The organism is Actinomadura rugatobispora, from assembly GCF_042656285.1.
In the GTDB taxonomy this organism is placed as follows: Bacteria; Actinomycetota; Actinomycetes; order Streptosporangiales; family Streptosporangiaceae; genus Spirillospora; species Spirillospora rugatobispora.
In genome coordinates this window covers 1-17,170 of record NZ_JBHSON010000054.1, presented here as the reverse complement: position 1 = coordinate 17,170, position 17,170 = coordinate 1, and the positions used below count along the sequence as shown (strand labels likewise).

The 17,170-nt window shown below is 73.9% G+C and carries 13 protein-coding genes; 3 read left to right on the top strand and 10 right to left on the bottom strand.

Translation table 11 applies throughout. From position 1 onward, the window contains the following. Window positions 1–2: 2 nt before the first annotated feature. The gene (locus ACFPZN_RS33075; protein ID WP_378286226.1) at window positions 3–1,820 is read right to left on the bottom strand and encodes a hydantoinase B/oxoprolinase family protein; all 1,818 of its coding nucleotides are present in this window, start codon (window positions 1,818–1,820) and stop codon (window positions 3–5) included. Next, window positions 1,817–3,862 (bottom strand): hydantoinase/oxoprolinase family protein, encoded by a 2,046-nt coding sequence (locus ACFPZN_RS33070; RefSeq protein WP_378286225.1) that lies wholly within the window; start codon window positions 3,860–3,862, stop codon window positions 1,817–1,819. Before ACFPZN_RS33070 ends, ACFPZN_RS33075 begins: the two co-directional genes overlap by 4 nt. 145 nt (window positions 3,863–4,007) lie before the next feature. Here ACFPZN_RS33070 and ACFPZN_RS33065 point away from each other — a divergent pair, with 145 nt between their 5' ends. Next, on the top strand, window positions 4,008–4,382 hold the full coding sequence (locus ACFPZN_RS33065) for an FKBP-type peptidyl-prolyl cis-trans isomerase (protein ID WP_378286224.1): 375 nt from the start codon (window positions 4,008–4,010) through the stop codon (window positions 4,380–4,382). 14 nt (window positions 4,383–4,396) lie between these two features. On the opposite strand, the gene ACFPZN_RS33060 is transcribed toward ACFPZN_RS33065, so the two are convergent. Both ACFPZN_RS33060 and ACFPZN_RS33055 read right to left on the bottom strand, forming a co-directional pair. After that, window positions 4,397–5,293 (bottom strand): carbon-nitrogen hydrolase family protein, encoded by an 897-nt coding sequence (locus tag ACFPZN_RS33060; protein WP_378286223.1) that lies wholly within the window; start codon window positions 5,291–5,293, stop codon window positions 4,397–4,399. Beyond that, window positions 5,290–5,970, bottom strand: a complete 681-nt coding sequence (locus ACFPZN_RS33055; protein ID WP_378286222.1) for an SRPBCC family protein — start codon at window positions 5,968–5,970, stop codon at window positions 5,290–5,292. The genes ACFPZN_RS33060 and ACFPZN_RS33055 overlap by 4 nt, the downstream gene beginning before the upstream one ends. Before the next feature lie 264 nt (window positions 5,971–6,234). Between ACFPZN_RS33055 and ACFPZN_RS33050 the strand changes: the two genes are divergently transcribed. Then, window positions 6,235–7,089, top strand: coding sequence for a polysaccharide deacetylase family protein (locus ACFPZN_RS33050; RefSeq protein ID WP_378286221.1), 855 nt, complete (start codon window positions 6,235–6,237; stop codon window positions 7,087–7,089). A gap of 6 nt (window positions 7,090–7,095) precedes the next feature. Here ACFPZN_RS33050 and ACFPZN_RS33045 read toward each other — a convergent pair whose 3' ends face one another. Then, a complete protein-coding gene (locus ACFPZN_RS33045; RefSeq protein ID WP_378286220.1) occupies window positions 7,096–7,764 on the bottom strand; it encodes a TetR/AcrR family transcriptional regulator in 669 nt (222 codons plus the stop codon). Window positions 7,765–7,892: 128 nt separating this feature from the next. On the opposite strand from ACFPZN_RS33045, the gene ACFPZN_RS33040 reads away from it, so the two are divergent. Continuing rightward, window positions 7,893–9,353 carry a DHA2 family efflux MFS transporter permease subunit gene (locus tag ACFPZN_RS33040; protein ID WP_378286219.1) on the top strand — a complete coding sequence of 487 codons (1,461 nt, stop codon included), beginning with the start codon at window positions 7,893–7,895 and terminating at the stop codon, window positions 9,351–9,353. A gap of 34 nt (window positions 9,354–9,387) precedes the next feature. Here the strand turns inward: ACFPZN_RS33040 and cutA are convergent, their stop codons facing one another. From cutA to ACFPZN_RS33015, 5 genes are all read right to left on the bottom strand, one after another. Beyond that, on the bottom strand, window positions 9,388–11,811 hold the full coding sequence (cutA, locus tag ACFPZN_RS33035; protein ID WP_378286218.1) for an aerobic carbon-monoxide dehydrogenase large subunit: 2,424 nt from the start codon (window positions 11,809–11,811) through the stop codon (window positions 9,388–9,390). Beyond that, window positions 11,811–12,293 (bottom strand): (2Fe-2S)-binding protein, encoded by a 483-nt coding sequence (locus ACFPZN_RS33030; RefSeq protein ID WP_378286217.1) that lies wholly within the window; start codon window positions 12,291–12,293, stop codon window positions 11,811–11,813. Before ACFPZN_RS33030 ends, cutA begins: the two co-directional genes overlap by 1 nt. Continuing rightward, window positions 12,293–13,165 carry an FAD binding domain-containing protein gene (locus ACFPZN_RS33025; protein WP_378286216.1) on the bottom strand — a complete coding sequence of 291 codons (873 nt, stop codon included), beginning with the start codon at window positions 13,163–13,165 and terminating at the stop codon, window positions 12,293–12,295. Before ACFPZN_RS33025 ends, ACFPZN_RS33030 begins: the two co-directional genes overlap by 1 nt. Continuing rightward, complete coding sequence (locus ACFPZN_RS33020) at window positions 13,162–14,619, bottom strand: uracil-xanthine permease family protein (protein WP_378286215.1); 1,458 nt, start codon at window positions 14,617–14,619, stop codon at window positions 13,162–13,164. The genes ACFPZN_RS33025 and ACFPZN_RS33020 overlap by 4 nt, the downstream gene beginning before the upstream one ends. 170 nt (window positions 14,620–14,789) lie before the next feature. Beyond that, window positions 14,790–16,592, bottom strand: coding sequence for a PucR family transcriptional regulator (locus tag ACFPZN_RS33015; RefSeq protein WP_378286214.1), 1,803 nt, complete (start codon window positions 16,590–16,592; stop codon window positions 14,790–14,792). Window positions 16,593–17,170: the final 578 nt, after the last annotated feature.

Below are 17,170 nucleotides of genomic sequence, written 5' to 3'. Positions count from 1 at the left end.
GCTCAGCGCTCCAGGTCGTCGACGTCCGCGCTGGTCCGCCCGCCGCTGAGCAGCGGGAACCCCGGCCCCCGGTCGAAGAACAACGGCTCGCCCCGCTCCTCCCGGAGCCGGTCGCGCAGAGCACGGGTGGCCTCCTCGTCGGGGACACCGCCGCTGAGGACGACGCCGTAGTCGTCGCGTGCCCCCTCGGCCGACACCTTGCCGTCCCGGACGTCGGCGGCGACCCGCGCCGGATCGCGGTCCAGCGGGTCGCCCCAGCCACCGCCGCCCGTCGTGCGGATCCGGATCACCTGCCCCGCCCGCACCGGCCGGTCGTCGACCAGCCCCTCCATCTCCTCGCCGTCGATGTCCACGCGGAACGGCGCCCCCGCGCGGCCCCCGTTCACCCCCCAGCACGACAGGATCGACCGGTCGGCGATCGACATGTAGTGCGCGTCCCGCAGCATCCGCAGGTGCTTGTCGTACCCGAGGCCGCCGCGGAACTCCCCCGGACCGCCCGAATCGGTCGCCAGCCCGAGCCGCTCCACCACGAACGGCCAGCGGGCCTCCGCGAACTCGGCCGGGATGTTCCGCGAATCGGGCACCACGTGGATGGTGTCCTCGCCGTCGGCGTAGTGCCGCCCGCCCGACCCGCCGCCCAGCACCTCCCGCATCAGGTACGGGCCGCGGTCGTCCTCGCCGTACACGCCCGTGTACCGGATGGTCTCCTGGTCGGCCGGCATCCGCCCCCCGGTGGCCTTGGCCAGCACCCCCGCCAGCACGCCCAGCAGCCGCAGGATCACGAACGTCCGCGCGTTCGTCGGCGCCGGGAACACCGGGGTCAGCAGCGTGCCCTTCTCCGGGAACCGCATCTCGATCAGCGGCACCACGCCCTCGTTGACGTCCAGCTCCGCCGCCCGCTCGGGCGTGTCCGCCAGGTTCCGCAGCACGGGCGCCAGCCACTTCTTCAGGAACACCCCGTCGGCGTAGTCGCCCGCGTGGTTGATCGGCCCCTTCGCCTGCGGGGACGTCCCGGTGAAGTCGATGACCAGCGGCACCTCGGCCGCGTTGTCGACCGTCAGGGTGATCCGCTGCGCGTGCAGCCGGGGCGGGTCGACGCCGTCGTGCTCGGCGTAGTCCTCCCACACGTAGGTGCCGTCGGGGATCTTCGCGAGCAGCTCGCGGCGGAACGTCTCGGTCGTCTTGCCGATGATCGCGTCGAAGCACTCCTCCACCGCCGCCCGGCCGTACCGGGCGAACAGCTCCGCCAGCCGCCGCGCCCCCATCAGGCACGCCGAGCACTCCGCGTCCAGGTCCCCGGCCAGCGAGTCGGGCATCCGCGAGTTGCGCGTCATGATCCGCAGCGCCGCCTCGTTCGGCACCCCCTGGTCCCACAGCTTGATCGGGGGCACCATCAGCCCCTCCTCGAACGCGCTGCGCGCATGACTGGGCATCGACCCCGGCACCGCCCCGCCGATGTCGTCGTGATGCCCGAACGCCTGCACGAACGCCACGACCTCCCCCTCATGGAAGACCGGGACCGTCACGCACAGATCGGGCAGATGCCCGATGCCGCCCTCGGACAGGTACACGTCGTTGTGGAAGAACACGTCCCCCGGCCGCATCCTCTCCAGCGGGAAGTCCCGCGCGATCGGATGCACCAGCGCCGAGTACGACCGCCCCGTCAGCTTCCGCAGCCGCCGGTCGTGGATGCCCGCCCGGAAGTCGTGCGCGTCCCGGATCATCGGAGACCGCGCCGTCCGCGCGATCGCCGTCTCCACCTCCCGCTCGACCGACGCCAGCGTCCCCTCGACGATCTCCAGCAGGATCGGATCCGTCATCGGGTCACCGTCAGGTTGCCGTAGGGGTCCATCTCGGCGCGGAAGCCGGGGTGGAGGGGGAGGGTGGAGCCGAACTCCTGGATGATCGCGGGTCCCTCGACCACGTCGCCGGGGGCCAGGCGGGCGCGTTCGTAGACGGGCGTGTCCGTCCAGCCCTCGCCGAAGTGGACCGGGCGCGAGGACGCCAGGGCGCGGGACGGGTCCTTGTCGCCGGGCGGGCGCTCCCTCAGCCGGGGACGCTCGATGGGGCCGATGCCCGAGACGCGGTAGTTGACCCACTCGACCGGGTGCCGCCCCGGGTCGTCTCGGTAGCAGTAGCCGTACAAAGCCTCGTGGGCGTCGTGGAAGCGGCGGACGACCTCGGCGCGGAACCCGGCCGAGCCCGCCGGGCCGTCCGGGACGGCGACCCGCACCTCGAACGCCTGGCCGTAGTAGCGCAGGTCGGCCGTGCGCGCGAAGCGGCGCCGGCCGGGCGGGAAGCCCTCGCGGTCGAGGGCCGCGGCGGCCTCGGACTCCAGGGCGGCGAACGCGTCCGCGAGGACGCCCGGGTCCAGTTCGGTGTCGCGCATGACGCGGGTGCGCACGTAGTCGTTCTTGACGTCCACCGTGAGCAGCCCGAACGCCGACACGTTGCCCGGGTTCTCCGGGACGACCGCGGCGGGCAGCCCGAGCACGTCCAGCAGGCGGCAGGCCAGCAGCGGGCCCGAGCCGCCGAACGCGACGAGGGGGTAGTCGCGCACGTCCAGGCCGCGCTTGACGGTGATCTGCCGGATCGCGTTGGCCTGGTTCCAGGCGGAGATCTCCAGGATGCCGGTGGCGGCGCGTTCCAGGGTGAGCCCGAGCCGTCCGGCGAGTTCTTCCAGGCCCGCGCGGGCGGCGTCCACGTTCAGGGGGATCTCGCCGCCGAGCAGGTGGGGCGGGATGCGGCCGAGGACGGCGTGCGCGTCGGTGACGGTGGGCTCGGCGCCGCCGCGGCCGTAGCAGAGCGGGCCCGGGTCGGCGCCGGCGCTGCGCGGGCCGACCTTCATCGTGCCCTCCGGCGACACCCAGGCGACCGAGCCGCCGCCCGCGCCCACCGTCACGATGTCGATCATCGGGATCTTGACCGGGTGGCGGCCGATGGACCCCTCGGTGGTCAGCGTGGGCTCGCCGTCCAGGACCACCGCCACGTCGGTGGAGGTGCCGCCGCCGTCCAGGGTCACCACCGAGCCGCGCCCGGTGCGGGCCGCGACGAAGGCGGCGCCGAGCGCGCCCGCCGCCGGGCCCGACAGGACGGTGGTGATCGGCTGGTGCGCCACCTCCTCGGCCGACAGCACCCCGCCGTTGCTCTTCATCACGTGCAGCGGCGCGGGCGCCCGCTCGGCGATCCGCCGCAGGTAGCGGGACATGACCGGTTTGACCGCCGCGTCCACGAGGGTCGTCACCGAGCGCTCGTACTCGCGGTACTCGCGCAGCACCTCGCACGACAACGAGACGACCGCGTCCGGGTGCTCGCGGCGCAGCACCTCGCGCATCGCCAGCTCGTGCGAGGGGTCGGCGTAGGAGTGCAGGAAGCACACGCCGATCGCGTCGATGCCCTCGTCCCGGAACCAGCGCGCCGCCGCGACCGCCGACTCCTCGTCGAACGGCCGCAGCTCGGCCCCGGTGTGGTCGAGGCGGCCGCCGACCGTGCGGACCCGGTGCACCGGGACGATCCGCGGCGGCTTGACCCAGAAGTAGGAGTTGCCGTAGCCGTCCGGGACGCTCTGCCGCGCGATCTCCAGCACCTGCTCGAAGCCCTCGGTGGTGACGAACCCCAGGTCCTCGATCCGGTCCTCCAGCAGCCGGTTGGTCGCCACCGTCGTCCCGTGCGACAGCCCGGACGCCGCTCCGCCGCCGGCCGCCTCCAGCACCTTGGCCGCGGCGGTCAGGAAGCCCTCGGCGGGATCGGCCGGGGTGGACGGCGTCTTGGTCGTGACGATCTCCCCGGTGTCCTCGTCCAGCGCCACGACGTCGGTGAACGTCCCGCCCGTGTCGATCCCGATGCGCAGCCGTCGCCCCATGCCCTGAGGTCTACCGGACGCGGCCCCCCGCGCGAACCGTCGCAATATGCCAATCAGCGGGTCCTTCTTTGGCGAGTCGCGTCGGGCACTAGGCTGGGCGCGTTCTTTTCCACGAAACCACTGATGAGACCGCTGGAGCCCGCCGATGGCGCTTGAACGGCCCGAGATCGACTTCCCCGAGGGGCAGCCGCCCGCCTACCTCGACATCACCGACATCACCGAGGGCGACGGCGCCGAGGCGGCCAAGGGCGACACGGTGCAGATGCACTACGTCGGCGTGTCCTTCTCCACGGGCGAGGAGTTCGACGCCTCGTGGAACCGCGGGAGCACCTTCGAGTTCTCGCTCGGCGGCGGCCAGGTCATCAAGGGCTGGGACATGGGCATCGTCGGCATGAAGGTCGGCGGCCGGCGCAAGCTGGTCATCCCGCCGCACCTGGCCTACGGCAACCGCAGCCCCAGCCCGGCGATCAAGCCCGGCGAGACCCTGATCTTCGTCGTCGACCTGGTCGCGATCGGCTGACCCCGCCGCGCGGCTCAGTGCGGGAAGGACGTCTCGGCCGGGGCGACCAGGTCGGCGGCGTGCTTCTCGTACAGGGCCAGGTTGCGCTCGGCGAGATGGTCGAAGCCGTGCCGCACCGACGACCCCGGGGTGAGCGAGCCCATCGCCGCCTCGGGGTCGAGCCGGGCCGCGGCCCAGCCCTCGTGGGTGGCCGCCCGCGCCACCACCTCGGCCACCGGCGACACGATCATCGAGTTGCCGAAGTAGAGCGTGCCCCCCGGATCGGCGCCCACCGCGTTGGCGCCGACCACGTACACGTGCTCGTCGTAGGCGCGGGCCCGGCAGGTCAGCTCCCAGATGTCGGCCGAGCGCAGCAGCGCCGACGGGCGGCAGACCAGCTCGGCGCCGCGCACCGCCTGGATCCGCCACAGCTCGGGGAAGTCCCCGTCGAAGCAGATCGCCATGCCGATGCGGCCGAGGTCGGTGGGGACGACGCAGACCTCCGTGCCGGCGGTGGCCCAGCCGCCGTGCCGGGAGTCCTCGACGCGGAACGGGTGCGTCTTGCGGTAGACGCCGAGCACCGAGCCGTCCGGCCCGATCAGGACGGCCGAGTTGTAGACGGTCGCCGGGTCGGGGCCGCGCTCGTAGGTGCCCAGGCACAGGTGGACGCCCAGCTCGCGCGCCGTCTCCTGGAACGGCTCGGTCACCGGCCCGGGGATCTGCGAGACCACCTCCCACAGCCCCTCCGCGGGAAGGCCGGGGACGAACCCGGTGGTGCAGGTCTCGGGCAGCACGACCAGTTCGGCGCCGGTCTGCTCGACGCAGCGCCGCGTCCAGGTCGTGGCCTTGTCGATGTTCGCCCGGACGGAGTCGCGCGTGAGCGGCCCGGGAGCCGGGGCGATCTGTACGGCGGCGGCGGTGAACGCTCTCATGGGTGCCTCCTGGTGCGACGTCCCAGGACATACCCGATGACGACGCCCGCCAGTGCCACCGCGCCGCCCGCACCGAACGCGGCCAGCGTCGCGCCGGAGCCGGGGGCCGCCGCGGCCGCCCCGCCCATGTAGACCGCCCCGGGCCGCGCGGGTTCAAGTGCCGGAGGGGCCTCCTGAGCCGCCTGCGTCCGCGCGGCGGGCATCGGGACGACCTCGGCCTCCTCCGCGCCGGCCGGTACCGCGACGCCCAGGGACCGCTCGACCGCCGCGAAGAACTCCCCCGCCGTCTTCTTCGCCACCGAGCCGAGCATCCGCTGCCCGACCCCGCCGATCATGCCGCCGACGACCGCGTCCGCGTCGTAGTCGACGCGGGTGCCGTCCTCGCCCGCCGACAGCCGCACCAGGACCGTGGCGTCGACCGTCCCCGGCGCGCCCTGGCCCCTGGCGCGCAGCACGAACGAGCGCGGCGGGTCGGGGTCGGCGAGCTCGACGCTGCCGACGTAGGTGCCCTTGACGGACGCGACCCCGGCGGTGACCGTCATCCTGTACGCGTCCCGTCCGGTGGCCTCCAGGGAATGGCAGCCAGGGATCGTCCGGGCCAGCACCGCCGGGTCCTGCAACGCGTCCCACACCCGCGGGAGGGGAGCCGCGATGGTGGCGCTACCGGTGACCTTCATGTCCCGACCTTAGAGAACCCGCGGCGGGCTCCGTACGGCAACTTGTGCCGAGCACACGCCGAAGGTTGGTCAGATACACCCCGTTCGGTCCGGGGACGTACAGAATGTCCCCTGGAGATCATCCAGAATGTCCCCTGGAGATCATCGCTCGGCGGACGCGAACCCTCCCGGGGCTTCGCGCGTCAACCGAAGCGACGGCCCTGAATCGGACCGGGCCCGGAGCGGGCCCGCGGCGGACGGAGAGCGCGGCTGATGCTAGGGAAGATGCCCGTGGTCGCCACGGTGGCGGCAGGCGTGATCGGCGTCGGGGCGGGCGCCTGGCCGACCGTGCGCGGGTCGACGTCCGGTGACGAGGGCCCCTCGGTGCGGACGCAGCTCACCGGCGCGCTGGCGGACCAGCAGTGGGCCAAGCCCAAGCCGGGGTCGTGGACGCCGCCCAAGCCCGCGCCGGACGGCCTGCCGCCGGTGATCCGCAGCATCGGCACGCAGGACAAGGTGGTCTTCCTGACCATCGACGACGGCTACGAGTACGATCCCGAGTTCGTCGACCTGGTGCGCAAGGAGCGCGTGCCGATCATGACGTTCCTGACCTCCCAGTACGTGAAGGGGCAGGGGCAGTACTTCTGGGCGCTGCGCAACGCCGGGTCCCAGATGGAGAACCACACGGTGCAGCACCTCAACATGGCGATGCAGCCGCCGGAGAAGCAGAAGAAGGAGATCTGCGACGCCTCCGACACCATCGCCAAGCAGTACGGGCGGCGCCCGCAGATCTTCCGGCCGCCGTTCGGGAGCATGAACGAGAGCACCCGCAAGATGGCCAAGGAGTGCGGGATCAAGTCGATCCTGATGTGGTCGGCGGAGTTCTACAACGGCACCTCCGGACCGGGCGTCGGCTTCAACGGCTTCGCGCGCGGCGACGGCTCCGGCAAGAACTTCCGTCCGGGCGACATCGTCCTGATGCACTACCGCAAGGGGCTGGCCGAGCAGTTCAAGATGATCCTGGGCTGGATCCGCCAGCAGGGCTTCCGTCCCGCGGCGGTGGAGAACTACCTGCCCAAGTCGCTGGGCGGCAACGCCCCCGACCAGCCCGCTCCCGGGCAGACCGCGGGCGTGCCGTAAGGCCCGTCACGCCGGTGGGGCGAAGGCGCGCAGGAAGGTGTCGGCGGCGGCCGCGGTCACCGCGTCGAGTTCGCCGGCGGAGGCCGGCCGGGCGCCCATGCGGGTGCGCGCGTCCACCGGGCCGGTGAGCAGGGCGAGGAACTGCTCGGCGGCCACGACCGGGTCGAGCGGGCGCAGCCGTCCGGCCAGGGAGAGCCGGGCCAGCCGGTCGGCGACGGCCTCGGTGAGGCGGTCGGCCCCGTGGCCGCGCCCCATGTCGAGCAGCTCGGGGCACCAGGCGGCCTCGACCTGGGTCAGCCGCCGCAGCGCCCGGGCCCGTCCGTCGCAGTGGACGCGCAGCATCCGCCCGCCCACGTCCTCCAGCAGCGCGCGCAGGTCCTCCGCGTCGTCGGGACGGGCGGCGAGGTCCTCGACGGCGGCCAGGTGCTCGGCCAGCACCCGCTCGGAGGCGGCCGCCATCGCCTCGCGGAACAGCGTGGCCTTGTCGCTGAGGTGGTTGTAGACGGTCGGCTTGGCGACCCCCGCCTCCTTCGCGATCTCCTTCACGCAGGCCTGGGCGTAGCCCTGCCGGGCGAACACGGTGAACGCGGCGTCCAGGATCGCCTCGCGCTTGTCGATACGACCGCGTGAGGGGGTCGCCTGCCTCGTCGCGGACGGGGTTCTCGCAGCTGCCACGCCCCGCATCGTACCGTCGCGCGGCGCCGGTTTGAACCCACGGGTTCAGTGAAGTGGTTCCGGTGGTTGTGCATGGTCAGGAGAGCCCATTACTTTGAACCCATGAGTTCATTTTGGGAGGTCCATCCATGACCCGCGGACGCGACGCCCTCGATCCGGCGCTGCTGCGGCTGATCGGCGTGATCCTGCTCGGCGGGATGCTCGGCATCCTCAACAGCACGATGGCCGCCGTCGCCACCGGCACCCTGGCCGCCGAGTTCTCCGCCCCGCTGAGCACGATCGGCTGGGTGTCCACCGGCTTCCTGCTGGCGGTCACCGCCGCGATCCCGTTCACCACCTGGGCGGTCGACCGGTACGGCGGCAGGCGGCTGTGGCTGGCCGGGCTGGGGCTGTTCCTGGCCGGCTCGCTGGGGTCCGGCCTGGCCTGGGACACCGGGCCGCTGATCGCCTTCCGGATCGTCCAGGGGCTGGGCACCGGGATCCTCGACCCGCTGGTCCTGGTGCTGCTGGCGCGCGCCGCCGGCCCCGCCCGCGCGGGACGCGTGATGGGCCTGATGGGCGTGGTCCTGTCGCTCGGGCCGGTGCTCGGTCCGGTCGCGGGCGGGCTGATCCTGTCCGGGCTCGACTGGCGGTGGATGTTCCTGCTGAACGTGCCGCTGGGCCTGGTCGCCGTGCTGCTGGCCCTGCGCGTGCTGCCCGCCGACGCGCCGGGCAACGGCGACGGCGGGGCGGAGGGCCCGCGTCTGGACGTGCTCGGCCTGGCGCTGCTCGGCCCGGGTTTCGGCGTGCTGGTGCTGGCGATGACGCAGTCGGCGGAACGGGACGCGTTCGCCGTCTGGCCGGTGCTGGCGCCGCTCGCGGCCGGCGCCGCGCTGCTCGGCTGGTACGGGCTGCACGCGTCGCGCCCGCGCCGCGACCGGAGCCGGCCCCCGCTGATCGACCTGCGGCTGTTCACCAGCGTGGGTTTCTCGGCGAGCGTGGCGACCATGACGCTGGTCGGGCTGGCCACGTACGCGGCCCTGTTCGCGCTGCCGCTGTACTACCAGCAGGCGCACGGGCACGGCGTGCTGGCGGCCGGGCTGCTGCTGGCCCCGTTCGGGGCGGGCTCGGCCGTGGCGATGCCGCTGGCCGGGCGGCTCAGCGACCGCATCGGCTCGCGGGGCCTGGCCCTCGGCGGCGCGGTCGCGGCCCTGCTCGCCGCGCTCGCCCTCACCCGGGTCGGGGCGGGTACGGGCGAGGCGTGGCCGGCGGTCGCCTCGCTGGTGCTGGGGCTGGGCCTCGGCTTCGTCGGCGCGCCCACGATGGGGTCGATGTACCGCACCCTGCCGCCGCCGCTGGTGCCGCAGGGCAGCTCGGTGCTCTACATGCTCAACCAGCTCGGCGCGTCGGTCGGCATCGCGGTCGTGACGCTCATCCTGCAGGCCGCCGGGCCCGGGGAGGTACTGGACGGCGTGCGCGGCGTCTTCTGGTTCGGGGCCGGGGCGACCGCCGCGATCCTCGCCGCGGGCTCGCTGCTGCCCGGCCGTCCCGCACCCGCCTCCGGTGATGTTCCAGGTCCGGTACGGCGCGCCTCCACGACTTCACGCTGAATTTGCTGTGTGGTTGGCTCCGGAGGGCCTCCTGTCAACGAGCGGCAGTTTGGGAGGCCCTCCTCCGCCCCTCCTCCGTGCGCAGCGCCACGTCGTCGCGGGCGCGCAGCCGCAGCCGGAACAGTTCGTCGGGCCCCATCGGCATCGCGGCGACGCGGATCCCCTCGGCGTCCTCGACCGCCGAGGCGATCACGGCCGACACCGGGATGACGCCCGCCTCGCCCGCGCCCTTGATGCCGAGCGGGTTGAGCGGCGAGGGCGTCTCCAGGTGCCCGGTCTCGATCCGGGGGATCTCCGTCGCGTACGGCATCAGGAAGTCCATGAACGAGGCGTTCAGCAGCTGGCCGGACTCGTCGTAGGCCATCCGCTCGTACAGCGCGCCCGCGACGCCCTGCGCCACTCCCCCGTGGATCTGCCCCTCCACGACCATCGGGTTGATGAGCCGCCCGCAGTCGTGCACGACCGCGTACCGCAGGATGCGGATCTCGGCGGTCTCCGGGTCGGTCTCGACGATCGCCGCGTGCGCCCCGGCCGCGAACGTCGACCGGACGGGCGAGTAGTAGTCGCGCCCCTCCAGGCCGGGCTCCTCGCCGCGCGGCACCGGCGGCCGGTCCGGCGGCGCGGCCGTGGCGAACTGGGTGGCGCGCCGCGCCTCCTCGTCGAAGGCGTACCGCAGCGGGTTGGACAGCACCGCCACCGTGCGCAGCGGGACGGCCGCCGACCGGTCGCCGCGGACGTGCACCACCCCGTCGGTGATCTCCAGGTCCTCCGGGTCGGCCTCCAGCGCCTCCCCGGCGATCCGCAGCGCCTTCTCCCGCACCTTGCGGCAGGCCAGCGCGATCGCGTTGCCGCTCATCACGGCGGCGCGGGAGGCGAAGGTGCCGACCGCGTACCCGAACCGGCGGGTGTCGCCGGTGGTGACCCGCACGTCGTCGATCGGCACGCCCAGCTCGGCGGCGGCGATCTGCGCGAACACGGTCTGGTGGCTCTGCCCCTGCGAGGTCAGCCCGGTCGAGACGTGCACCCGCCCGCCGGAGTCGATCTCCACGTGGCCGCCCTCGTACGGGCCGACGCCGGTGCCCTCGACGTAGCAGCCGAGCCCGATCCCGATCCGGCGGCCCGCCGCCTCCGCCTCGGCGCGCTCGCGCGCGAAGCCGTCCCAGCCGATCAGCTCCCTGACCTTGCGCAGCAGCTCCGGGTAGTCGCCCGAGTCGTAGATCAGCGGGCGGCCGTCCTGGAACGTCAGGCCCTGGTCGTAGGGGAACTCGTCGGGCTGGATGAGGTTGGCCTCCCGCACCTCCGCGCGGTCGCGGCCCAGATGGCCGGCGATGCGGTCCATCGTCCGCTCCATGCAGAACACGCCCTGCGGGCGGCCCGCGCCGCGGTACGGGGTGACGATGAGGGTGTTGGTGTAGAGGCTGAGCACCTCGGCCCGGTAGGCGCCCAGCTTGTACGGGCCGAGCAGCTGCGTGGACGAGATGATCGGGATGATGATCCCGTACGGGGTGTAGGCGCCGTGGTCGTGCAGGATCCGCACGTCCATGCCCAGCACCCGGCCCGCGTCGTCGAACCCGACCCGGACCCGCTGCACCTGGCCGCGCTCGTGCGCCGCCGCCACGAAGTGCTCGCGCCGGTCCTCGGTCCACTTGACCTCACGGCCCAGCAGCCGGGCCGCCCACGGGACCAGGATCTCCTCCGGCCACGGGTGGACGATCTTGACGCCGAAGCCGCCGCCGACGTCGGGCGCGATCACCTCGACCTTCGCCGGGGCCAGTCCGAGCTTGGCGGCGACGGCGGCGCGCACGCTGGTGGACGCCTGGGTGGAGGAGTAGACGCGCAGCGACTCGTCGTCGGGGTCCCAGCGCGCGTAGACCCCGCGGCCCTCCAGCGGCATCGACGCGCTGCGCTCGATGTCGAGCCGGAACTCCAGGACGTGCGGGGCCGCCTCGATGGCCGCGTCCACGTCCCCCACCTCCTGGTGCAGGACGGCGCCCACGTTGCCCGGGACGTCGTCGTGCACGAGGTGCTCGGCCCGTTCCGCGGCCTCGATGCCGACGACGACGGGCAGCGGCTCGTACTCGACGCGGATCCGCTCGGCGGCGTCCTCGGCCAGGTAGCGGTCCTGGGCGACCACCATGACGACGGGCTCGCCCACGTGCCGGACGACCTCGCGCGCGAGCGGATGGCCCGTCCGGCCGTGGGTGAGGGCGGGGTGCGGGATGAGCAGCGGCAGCGGCTCGCCCACTCGCCCGGGAAGGTCCTCCCAGGTGTAGACGGCGACGAGGCCGTCCACGTCCAGCGCCCCGGACACGTCGATGTCGACCACGCGGGCGTGCGCGTGCGGCGAGCGCACGAACGCCGCCGCGAGGGCGCGGTGGCCGAGATCGTCCAGGAACCGCCCCTGGCCCGTGAGCAGCCGCGGGTCCTCCCGCCGCTCCACCGGCTCGCCGAACCCCATCAGGACTCCTCCAGCAGCTCGGCGGCGCGGTGCACGGCCTTGACGATGTTCTGGTAGCCGGTGCAGCGGCACAGGTTGCCCGAGATGCCCTCGACGACCTCCTCGTCGGTCGGCCGCGGCGTCTCGCGGAGCAGCGCGGTGACCGTGCAGAGGAAGCCCGGCGTGCAGAAGCCGCACTGGAGCCCGTGGCACTCCCGGAAGGCCCGCTGGACCGGCGACATCGCCCCGTCCGGCCCGGCCAGGCCCTCCACGGTGGTGATCTCGTGGCCGGCGGCCGTGACGGCGAACATCAGGCACGAGCGCACCGGGTCGCCGTCCAGCAGCACCGTGCAGCAGCCGCACACGCCGTGCTCGCAGCCCACGTGCGTGCCGGTGAGGCCCAGATCGTGCCGCAGCAGGTCCGACAGCAGCCGCCGCGCCGGAGCCCGCGCCGTGCGGTGCACCCCGTTGACGGTCAGCGCGATCTCGAACGTCTCCTCCATCAGCCCGGGTCCTCCCTGCTCAGCGCGTCCGCGGCGGCGGCGCGCAGGGCCCGGCCGGTGAGCACCCCGGCCAGGTGCCGCCGGTACTCGGCGCTCGCGTGCACGTCGCCGCCGGGGTCGAGCCGCTCGGCCGCGTACGCGGCGGCCTCGGCCCAGTCGCCGGTGCGCACGGCGGACGCGGCCGGCCCGGTCAGGTCCAGCACCACCGGGGTGCCGCCCACGCTCAGGTAGCCAGCGCGGGCCGCGGCCACCCGCAGGTCGTCGTCCAGCGTGACGACGGCGGCGACCCCGGCCAGCGCGTAGTCGCCGTGCCGCCGCGCCGTCTCGGTGAACGCGGTGCCGGTGAGCCGGGACGCGGCCGGGAAGAACGCCGACACCGCCAGCTCGTCCTCCCGCAGGGACGACTCCAGCGGCCCGGCGAAGAACCCGGCCGCCGGGATCGTGCGGCTCCCCCGCGCCGAGACGGCCTCCACGGTGCCGCCGAGGACGGCCAGGACGGCGGGCAGCTCGGCGGCCGGGTCGGCGTGCGCGAGGCTGCCGACGACCGTGCCGCGGTTGCGGATGACGGGATGGGCGACGTGCCGGAGCGCCTGCCGGAGCAGCGGCTGCGCCTCGGCCGCCGCGGCGTCGCGCTCGACCCGGGCGTGCCGGGCCAGCGCCCCGACCCGCACGCCCTCGGCGGTGGCGCGCACGGTGTCCAGCTCGGCCAGGCCGTTGATGTCGACCAGGCGGGCGGGGGCGGCCAGGCGCATGTTGAGCAGCGGGATGAGGCTCTGCCCGCCCGCCAGCACCTTGGCCTCCCCCTGGGCCAGGGCGTGCAGGGCCTCCTCCGTCGTGCGCGGGGCGCGGTACTCGAACGGCGGCGGCTTCACGGCCCGGCGTCGCCTCCCGTCCCGGCCGCCGGCGGCGAGGCCACCGCGGGAGCCGGCCCCGAGAGCCGGTTGGAGATCTGGCGGAGCAGGTGGTATCCCACCAGCACGACGATGGTGCCCAGCGCGATTCCCTCCAGCTTGAAGTCGTCGGTGATCTGCTGCACGACGGGGCCGATCGCCAGGATGATGCCCGCACCGGCCGGGACCATGTTGACCGGGTCGGCGAAGTCCACCCGGTTCTCGATCCAGATCTTGGCGCCGAGCAGGCCGATCATCCCGTACAGGATCACCGTGACGCCGCCCAGCACGCCGCCCGGGGTGGCCGCGACCAGCGCGCCGAACTTGGGGCACAGCCCGAACAGGATCGCGATCAGCGCCGCGATGTAGTACGCGGCGGTGGAGTAGATCCGGGTGGCGGCCATCACGCCGATGTTCTCGGCGTAGGTGGTGGTGGGCGAGCCGCCCACCGAGCTGGTGACCACGGTCCCGACACCGTCGGCGAAGATCGTCCGGCCGATCAGCGGGTCCAGGTCGGTGCGGGTCATCTCGCCGACCGCCTTGACGTGCCCGGTGTTCTCCGCGATCAGCGCGATCACGGCGGGCAGCACCAGCAGGATCGCCGACATCTTGAAGTCGGGCGCGTGCATCTGCGGCAGCCCGAACCAGGCGGCGTCCCCGACCGCCGAGAAGCTCACCCGGTCGTGCGGGAACGCGGTCGCCACGCAGTAGACGCCCTCCGGCCGGCACGCCTGCCCGGCCGCGTCCCGCAGGTTCTGCCCCGGCAGCACGGAGGTGATCGGCCCGGCGGCCAGGTCCAGCACCCACGACAGCGCGAACCCGAAGACCAGCCCGAGCAGGACCGCGATCCGGCCGAGGAACCCGCGGAACACCACCATGGCCAGGAACACGAACACCATGGTGATCAGCGCGACCCACCCGTCCTGCGGCCAGTAGGTGTCGGCCACCACGAACGCCAGCCCGAACCCGATCAGCATCACCACCGCGCCCGTCACCACGGGCGGGAACACCTGGTGGATGATCCGCGGGCCGAGCACGTGGATGATCACGCCGCACAGCGCCAGCACCGCGCCGGCGACCAGGATCGCCCCGGTCACCCAGGCGTCGGTCTGCGCGCTGTCGACCCCGGCCCGGATCGCGAACACCCCGCCCACGAACGAGGCGCTGGTGCCCAGGTAGCTGGGCACCTTCCCCTGCACGATCAGCAGGAACAGGATCGTGGCGACGCCCGACATCATCACCGCGAGGTTGGGGTCCAGCCCCATGACCAGCGGGAACACGAACGTGGCGCCGAACATGGCGATGACGTGCTGGGCGCCGATGCCCGCGGTGCGCGGCCACGACAGCCGCTCGTCCGGGGCCACGACCTCGCCGGGCGGGGGCGTCCTGCCGTCCCCGTGCACCTTCCAGCCGGTCGGTTTCCACCCTGTGGCCATCCGCGCCCTCCCTCGGGGTGCCTGCCTTGCGCGCAACCTAGAACGACCCTGGTGAGCAGGCATCGGCGACATCTGCCAAAGCACCGCTCCCGGCTTGGCAGACGGCACCCTGTGGGGCTTCCCCCGGCGGCCGTCCCGACGCATGGCCTCCGGGTGCGCGGCGGAACGGCTCAGATGCCGCGCATCCGGAGGACGTGCAGGGCCAGGGTCAGGTTGAGCCGCAGGTGCGCGTCCTCGGTGAACGGGCCGAGCATCCGCTCCAGCTTCCCGATCCGGTACCGCAGGGTGTTGTAGTGGAAGTGCAGCCGGCGGGCCGTCTCGGCGACGTTGAGGTTGGTCTCCAGCAGCACCTGCAGGGTGCGGCGCAGGTCGACCAGCTCCGGCTCGTCGTCGGCGGCCAGCTCGCCGAGCGTCTCGCGGACGAAGGCGTGCAGCTCCGCCGCGTCCGACACCAGGCTGAGCAGCCGGTAGACGCCCAGCTGGTCGAAGTGCGCGCGGGCGCCGGCGCCGTGCAGCTGGCGGCCGACCCGCACCGCCTTGACGGCCTGCTCGTAGGCCTCGGGCAGGCAGGCGGGCGAGGAGACGGTGCGGCTGATCCCGGTGGAGAAGGTGCGGCGGTGCTCGGCGAGCACCGCGGTGGCCTCCTTCACCATCGCCTGGACCGGTCCACTGGTGACGGCTGCCGCGTCGTCGCCCTCGACCCCCACGACCGCGACGACCTCGTGCGCGAAACTGGCGACCGCGGCGCCCCGGTCGTGCCGCCGCACCGCCGTCGCCCAGGCCGCGGCGAGCCGCTCCTGCGCGGTGCGCTCCTCGGCGCCGCGCCCGGCGGCCTCGCCCCGCCCGGTCTCGCCCCGCCCGGCCTCACCGCGCCCGCCCGCCTCGCCGCGCCCGCCGCCCTCGCCGCGGGCGCCGCCGGACTCGCCGCGCGGACGGTCGGGATCGGCGCCCCGCGGACGCCCGTCCAGCTCGGCGACCAGCACCGTCACCGGGCGGTCCAGGTTCCAGCCGAACCCGGCGCAGTGCGCCACCACCCGGTCGTCGTCCCCGGCCCGGCCGGCCAGGATGTCGCGCAGGAAGTCGGCGCGGTACTTGCTCTCGACCGCCGCGACCGCCTGCTGCTTGGTCACCACCAGCGCGGCGACCGTGGCGGCGCGCTCCAGGATGGTCAGGTCCGTCTCGCGCAGCGCACCGCTCGGGCTGTAGGCGACGATCTTGCCGTGGTCGAACCCGCCGGCCACCACGGGCACCACCAGATGGTCGCCCTCGACGGCCGCTGACGGCCGCCCCCCGGCCGGCGGCGCGCTCTCCTGCGGCAGGCTCCGGCCCAGCGCCCGCACCGCCTGGACGTGCTCGTCCGGCCCGGCGGCGGCCAGCACCCGGTGCTCGCCGTCCAGCGCCACCACGGCCACCTCCAGCAGCACCGCGACCTCGTCCACGACCTCCTGGAGCCCGCCGCCGCCCAGCACGATCTGCACCAGCGCCCGGTGCACCTCCTCGGTGCGGGCCAGCACGGCCGCCTGCCGGTTGAGGATGTCGGTGAGCACCTGGTTGAGGATGTCGTCGAAGCCGACGTCGTCGGCCAGCAGGATCAGCGGGAAGCCGCGCCGGTCGGCCTGCTCGATCATCTCGGCGGGCAGCGAGTCCAGGTAGCGGCCCAGCTTGATCGCCAGCGCGGCCAGGCCGCGCTCGTCCAGGTCCGCCACCAGGTTGTCCAGGGACTGCGGCGTGTTGCGCAGCGGGTAGCCGGTGGTCAGCAGCAGCTCGTTCGGCTTGACCCACGCCAGGATGTCGGGGACCTCCATCACGTTGAGCCGCTGGACGACCCGGCCCAGCCCGGAACGGCCCGCGATCAGCCGCGCGCCCTTGAGGGTGGAGACCCCCAGGACCTCGCCGACCGGCAGCCCGTAGGTCAGGGTGCCGGTGCTCGCGAGCCGCAGGGCCGGCGGGCCCGGGTCCACGGGGATTGACATCAGATGACTCCCAACTGGGTCGGCTCCGGCGGCGAGTTCTTCGTCCGCCGAGGTGCGCGGGCCGGGCCCTGGTGGGGCCCTCCCCGCTCGGCCCGGGCCGTGCCGTGCCGGGCCGGCGCGGGGTGGCACGCGCGGCCGGGTGCGGCACCGGTCGCCGTCACTGCCGATCTGGAGCGAGGGGCCCGCGGCGCGCCCGGCGGTCCGCCGGGCGGCCCGCCCCGCGCACGCCGCGGGGCGAGGGGTCCGGGTGAGGCGCTCATGGACGCTGGCTCACGGGAACGGTCACCTCGCTCTTTGGTGCTTACATCGCCCGCCAGGGCGTGATCGCTACCGCTTCCTGATCAACACTGACAACAAAGACGAACGATGACAACCAGTCTTGGCAGCTTTCTCCATACGTCCCCTCCCGCGCCCGGCCGTACCGTCCCAGCTAGAGAGGCCCGGACCCGCCGGTGAGACCCGCCGGCCCGGCCTCGGGAGGACCACGTGACTGCCCTCGTGCGCGACCCGATGCGCGATCCCCTGCCGCCGGCGCCCCGGGCCGGTCGGCGGCCGCCCGCCGCCGCCCCGGCCAGCCT